The following is a 5,749-nucleotide window of genomic DNA, read 5'->3' on the forward strand; positions in this document are numbered from 1 at the left end:
GCCGCGGCCACCACTCGAGCGCCCGCCGCCCGCCGCGTACGGCCGACCACTGGCGGTCACCGCACCCCGCCCCCGCGCCGCACCTTCTCATCCGGTCAGCGGGCACTGCTGTGGGCTGCCGGCGTCCTGGGCACGCTGGCAATCATCATCGCGATTCTCATTGTGATGAACTCGCACAACAACAATTCACAGCAGCAACCCTCCACACCCACCGTGACCGACACCGGAGCACCGCCCAGCAAGTCTGAGTCGCCGTCGGCGCATCCAACTAATTGGACGTACCGGGGGGCGGCGGGTAATCCTGGAGGGCAATGCAAGCCGCCCACACCCAGGCGGGCACCATCGCTGACCTCCTTCTGCGCGGTGGTGTCCCAACACGAGAAACCACAATGACGACCCCGCAGCAACTGTCCGACCGCTACGAACTCGGTGAGATCCTCGGCTTCGGTGGCATGTCCGAGGTCCATCTGGCCCGGGATGTCCGGTTACACCGAGACGTAGCGGTCAAGGTGCTGCGCGCCGACCTGGCCCGCGACCCCAGCTTCTACCTGCGCTTCCGGCGGGAAGCGCAGAATGCGGCGGCGCTCAATCACCCGGCGATCGTCGCGGTGTACGACACCGGCGAGGCCGAGACGGCCGCCGGGCCGCTGCCCTACATCGTGATGGAGTACGTCAATGGTGTGACACTGCGCGACATCGTGCACACCGACGGGCCGATGACACCCACCCGGGCCATCGAGGTCATCGCCGACGCCTGCCAGGCACTGAATTTCTCTCACCAGCACGGCATCATCCATCGCGACGTGAAGCCGGCCAACATCATGATCAGCACCACCAATGCGGTCAAGGTGATGGACTTCGGTATCGCACGCGCGCTGTCCGACAGCGGCAACAGCGTCACCCAGACCGCCGCGGTGATCGGTACCGCGCAATATCTTTCGCCCGAGCAGGCGCGCGGGGACACCGTCGACGCCCGCTCCGACGTGTACTCGCTGGGCTGTGTGCTCTACGAAATGCTCACCGGGGAGCCGCCTTTCGTCGGTGACTCGCCGGTCGCGGTGGCCTACCAGCACGTCCGCGAAGATCCGGTGTCGCCGTCGCAACGCTACGAGGGCATCTCCGCCGACCTGGACGCGGTCGTGCTCAAGGCGCTGGCCAAGAACCCCGAGAACCGCTACCAGACGGCGGCCGAGATGCGCTCCGACCTGGTCCGGGTGCACAACGGTGAGCCGCCGGAGGCGCCCAAGATCCTCACCGAGGCCGAGCGCTCGTCGCTGATGGCCACGCCGCATTCGTCCGACCCGGCGGGAGCGCAGACCAATCCGCTGCCCCGCCAGCAGCTCGACTTCACCCGCGAGCGCAGTCCCGGTTCGATCAGCCGCTGGGTGATCGCCGTCGCAGCGCTGGCGGTGCTCACCGTCGTCGTCACCATCCTGATCAACACCTTCGGCGGCGGCATGCGCAACGTGCAGGTGCCCGACGTCCGCAATCAGGCGTCGGCCGACGCGATCGCCGCGCTGCAGAACCACGGCTTCAAAACCCGCACCCAGCAGAAGCCGGACTCGACCGTCCAACCCGACCACGTCATCGGGACGGACCCGGGCGCCAACGTGAAAGTCGGTGCCGGCGAGCTGATCACGGTCGAGGTCTCCACCGGGCCCGAGCAGCGCGAGGTGCCCGACGTCTCCTCGCTGAGCTATGCGGCGGCGGTGAACAAGCTGAAGTCCGCCGGCTTCAGTCGGTTCAAGCAAGTCAACTCGCCTTCGACACCGGAGACGAAAGACAAAGTCATCGGCACCAACCCGCCGGCCAACCAGACGTCGGCGATCACCAACGAAATCACCGTGATCGTCGGCTCAGGCCCGTCGAGCAAGCAGGTTCCCGACGTCGCCGGGCAGGCCGCCGACGAGGCGCAGAAGAATCTGACGGTGTATGGGTTCTCCAAGTTCGCTCAGGCCTCGGTGGACAGCCCCCGCCCGGCCGGCTCCGTGATCGGCACCAATCCGCCTGCGGGAGCTAATGTTCCGGTCGATACGGTGATCGAGTTGCAGGTGTCCAAGGGCAACCAATTCGTCATGCCCGACGTGACTGGAATGTTCTGGACCGACGCCGAACCGCGGTTACGCACGTTGGGCTGGACGGGGATCCTGGACCGGGGCCCCGACGTCGATGCCGGTGGCTCCCAACACAACCGGGTCGTGTACCAGAGCCCGTCAGCGGGTCAGGGCGCCAACAAGGACGGCAGCATCACGCTGAAGTTCGGTCAGTAGCCGCGTCATAGCGCCGCACGGTGGCCAGGCTATCCACCAGCTCGCTTTCCAGCTTCCGGACCAGGCCCTCGTCGAGGACCTGGCCGCAGTCGGCCAGCCAGTTGGCCAGCATCCGGTGGCCGCCCTCGGTGAGGATCGACTCCGGGTGGAATTGCACGCCGTGGATCGGCAGCTCGGCGTGCCGCACGCCCATGATCACGCCGCTGCGGGTGCGGGCGGTGACCTCGAGATCGGCGGGCAGCGTCTCGGGCATGATGGTCAACGAGTGATACCTGGTCGCGGTGAAAGGGTCTGGAAGACCCTGCAGCACACCGGTATTCGTGTGGTGCACGCTGCTGGTCTTGCCATGCAACAATTCGGGGGCCCGGTCCACGGTGGCGCCGAAGGCCACCCCGATGGCTTGGTGGCCGAGGCAGACGCCCAGCAGGGGCGTGCCTGACGCGGCGCTGGCGCGCACCAGGTCGATCGAGGCGCCCGCCCGTTCAGGCGTGCCGGGGCCCGGGCTCAGCAGAATCCCGTCGACCGCAGCGGCGACCGCGCCGGGGTCGGACAGCCGAGCGTCGTCGTTGCGCCACACCTGCGCCTCGACACCCAACTGGCCGAGGTATTGCACCAGGTTGAAGACGAAGCTGTCGTAGTTGTCGACGACCAAGATCTGCACAGTGACAGGCTACCGGTGCCGCTAATCGCAGGTGAGCTCAGTAACTGACCGGGCCGATGGGCTGAGCGGAGTGCATCCGCAACGGTTCGGTGTGGCCCGCGATGTGCACGTCGGGCGAGACCTGCTCGGTGTAGCCGAGCCCGAACCGCACCACGTACTGCTTGTAGAGGATCACCAGGGGAGCGGCCGCCAGCGCAGCCTGCATGGCTGCGGCGTCGCCGATCGCGGTGACCCGGTACGGCGGGCTGTAGGTGCGCCCGTTCAGCAGCAGGGTGTTGCCCACGCAGCGGGGTACCGAGGTCGCGATGATGCGCTGGTCCTGCATCTGGATCGCCTCGGCACCCGCGCTCCACAACGCGTTGAGGACGGCCTGGATGTCCTGCTGGTGTACGACGAGGTCATCCGGCGATGCATCGCGCGGAAATCGCCCGTTGGCGTCGCGCTGTGCGTCGTTGAGCGTGACGGTCAGACCCGGCCCGTGCACCGGATCCAGCCCGGCGTCGGCGGCCAGCTCGGCGGACCGCCGCTGCATCGCTGCCAGCGCCGCGTCGGGGGACCGGCCATGCGTCGAGTCGATGGTGTTGGCCAGCTGATCCCGTTCGGTGGTCAGATGCTCGACCGCGGATCGCTCGCTGCGCACCAGATCGACCAGTCGTGGCGCATCGCTGCGCCTGATCTCGCCACCGCGGGACACCCCGTGGGTGGCGCCGAGCAGCAGCCCGGCCAATAAACACACCACCGGAACACCAATCCGCCACGGCGACGGGCTCGCGCCAGCGTCCCGGCTGTCGCGCGCGGAAAGCAGCCGGGGGATGCGCATCGCCATCGGCTCTCCATCCGCTGCTGGTGAGTGCGTTACGCTCGTCGTTGCACTGGCTCTTCCTACCGTAGCTCCGAGGTTGAAATGCCCAAGTCCAAAGTCCGCAAGAAGAGTGACTTCACCGCTAGCGCGGTGAGCCGCACCCCGGTCAAGGTCAAGGCCGGCCCGTCCAGCGTGTGGTTTGTGGTGTTGTTCTGCGGCTTGATGCTGATCGGCCTGGTCTGGCTGATGGTGTTCCAGCTGGCTGCAACCGGCGCCGATGCGCCGGCCGCGCTCAGCTGGATGGCCGCGCTGGGCCCGTGGAACTACGCCGTCGCGTTTGCTTTCATGATCAGCGGCTTGTTGCTCACGATGCGGTGGCGGTAGACCCCGCAGCCCTCGAAAGGCGTGCGTCGGCGGTCGGCAGCGTTGCTGAGCCAGCAACTAGTGAGGGACCGGATCACACGCGTGTTATTCATCCCCATTGGGGATAGCGCTTGTGGATAACCGGATAGGCAGTGGTAGACACCCCTAGGAGCCTGGTGCAGCAAACACAGTGGGCGCCGTCTTCGGTCGGAATCGCAGCTTGCGGCCTCGCCGGAATTGTGATGGCTACCACATGTGTGACCGTCGTCACAGACCCGCCAGGGCGGCTTTTGCTCGGCATCGCCGCGGTCGGACTGATCTTGTTTGCGGGCGGAACGTGGCGCGCGCGGCCAAAACTGGCAATCACCGCCGACGGCTTGCAGATCGGCGGCTGGATACGGCCCGCCCACCTGCAGCGACCCGACATCAAGCTCATCCGGATCACCGAGTTCCGGCGGATCGGGCGCAAAATGCGCCTACTCGAGATCGACGCCGACGACGGCCGGCTGTTCGTCTTCTCGCGCTGGGACCTCGGCACCGATCCGCTGTACGTGCTCGACGTGCTGACCGCGCGCGGTTACGCGGGGTCTTGACTCGCAGGCGTCAGGAAATCGTGATCGACTCGATGACGACCGGCTCGGAGGGCCGGTCGCCGGGGCCGGTGGCGGTGGTGGCGATGGCGTCGACGACGCCCTGCGAGTCCCCGTCCACGACCTCACCGAAGATCGTGTGCTTGCGGTTCAGGTGCGGGGTCTGGCCGACGGTGATGAAGAATTGCGAGCCGTTGGTTCCCGGGCCCGCGTTGGCCATCGCCAACAGATACGGCTTGTCGAACTGCAACTCGGAATGAAACTCGTCGGCGAACTTGTAGCCCGGGCCACCGCGGCCGGTGCCGGTGGGGTCGCCGCCCTGGATCATGAAGCCGTTGATGACGCGGTGGAAGACCGCGCCGTCGTAGAACGGGCCGGAGCTACCGCCGGATGCGTTCTCGGTCGAGTATTCCTTGGTGCCTTGAGCCAGGCCCACGAAGTTGGCGACGGTCTTGGGTGCGTGGTTGCCGAACAACGCGATCTTGATGTCCCCGCGATTGGTGTGCAGCGTGGCAGTGGCGGTCTGAATCGGGCTGGTAGTCACGGGATCACAGTCTGCCATCACGGTCCGCGCCGCCGGACATCCGGTGCCCGTACCGGTGTGGCAGGCTGAAGGTATCCCCAGGCGGTCCTGCGAAAGGGCAAGAGATGCGCGCAAAGAACCACACCCCGTTGACCCCGCGGGAGCGGCTGAGCCGCGGCCTGGCCAGCACGGCGGTTGGCCCGGTGGACGTGACCCGCGGGCTGGTCGGCCTTGGTGTTCACTCCGCACAGGCCGGCGCCTCCAGCCTGCGTCGGCGTTACCGCGAGGGTCGACTGGCCCACGATTTGCGCAGCGCCCAAGAAGCTTTGGCGCAGGAGCTGGCGGCGGCCCAGGATGTGGTTGCCGGTCTGCCGGAAGCGCTGCAGCAGGCTCGGCGCGCCCAGCGGCGCAGGCCGCGACCATGGGTGCTGGCCGGTGCTGCCGCGGTTGTCCTCGCCGCCGGCGCGGCCGCGTTCTCGATTGTCCGTCGCTCGGCGAAACCTGAGCCGTCAACATTGGCGCCGAGCGTCGAGGTCGAAC

Annotated in this window: 7 protein-coding genes and 1 pseudogene; 5 read left to right on the top strand and 3 right to left on the bottom strand. The window is 67.2% G+C overall.

What is annotated here, in order from left to right; translation table 11 throughout:
• Both WAN02_RS30000 and pknB read left to right on the top strand, forming a co-directional pair.
• Nucleotides 1-393 (top strand): annotated as a pseudogene (locus WAN02_RS30000) (serine/threonine protein kinase); the annotation flags it as partial.
• Entirely contained in the window at nucleotides 390-2,270 is a 1,881-nt protein-coding gene (gene pknB, locus WAN02_RS30005) for a Stk1 family PASTA domain-containing Ser/Thr kinase (protein ID WP_422269020.1), read from the top strand. The pseudogene WAN02_RS30000 and the gene pknB, both read left to right, overlap by 4 nt.
• Here the strand turns inward: pknB and WAN02_RS30010 are convergent.
• Both WAN02_RS30010 and WAN02_RS30015 read right to left on the bottom strand, forming a co-directional pair.
• Nucleotides 2,248-2,931: an aminodeoxychorismate/anthranilate synthase component II gene (locus tag WAN02_RS30010; protein ID WP_422269021.1), complete on the bottom strand. Its 684-nt coding sequence runs from the start codon at nucleotides 2,929-2,931 to the stop codon at nucleotides 2,248-2,250. The genes pknB and WAN02_RS30010 overlap by 23 nt on opposite strands.
• A gap of 37 nt (nucleotides 2,932-2,968) precedes the next feature.
• Complete coding sequence (locus WAN02_RS30015) at nucleotides 2,969-3,751, bottom strand: DUF881 domain-containing protein (protein ID WP_422269025.1); 783 nt, start codon at nucleotides 3,749-3,751, stop codon at nucleotides 2,969-2,971.
• 84 nt (nucleotides 3,752-3,835) lie between these two features.
• Here WAN02_RS30015 and crgA point away from each other — a divergent pair, with 84 nt between their 5' ends.
• Nucleotides 3,836-4,117, top strand: coding sequence for a cell division protein CrgA (gene crgA / locus WAN02_RS30020; protein WP_422269022.1), 282 nt, complete (start codon nucleotides 3,836-3,838; stop codon nucleotides 4,115-4,117).
• Between the two features lie 155 nt (nucleotides 4,118-4,272).
• Nucleotides 4,273-4,689, top strand: coding sequence for a PH domain-containing protein (locus WAN02_RS30025; RefSeq protein WP_422269023.1), 417 nt, complete (start codon nucleotides 4,273-4,275; stop codon nucleotides 4,687-4,689).
• 10 nt (nucleotides 4,690-4,699) lie between these two features.
• On the opposite strand, the gene WAN02_RS30030 is transcribed toward WAN02_RS30025, so the two are convergent.
• The gene (locus tag WAN02_RS30030; RefSeq protein WP_422269026.1) at nucleotides 4,700-5,248 is read right to left on the bottom strand and encodes a peptidylprolyl isomerase; all 549 of its coding nucleotides are present in this window, start codon (nucleotides 5,246-5,248) and stop codon (nucleotides 4,700-4,702) included.
• A gap of 86 nt (nucleotides 5,249-5,334) precedes the next feature.
• On the opposite strand from WAN02_RS30030, the gene cwsA reads away from it, so the two are divergent.
• Nucleotides 5,335-5,749, top strand: a 415-nt coding sequence (gene cwsA, locus WAN02_RS30035) for a cell wall synthesis protein CwsA (protein WP_422269024.1), incomplete at its 3' end; no start/stop codon positions are given.

The organism is Mycobacterium sp. (assembly GCF_049281135.1).
Lineage (GTDB): Bacteria > Actinomycetota > Actinomycetes > Mycobacteriales > Mycobacteriaceae > Mycobacterium.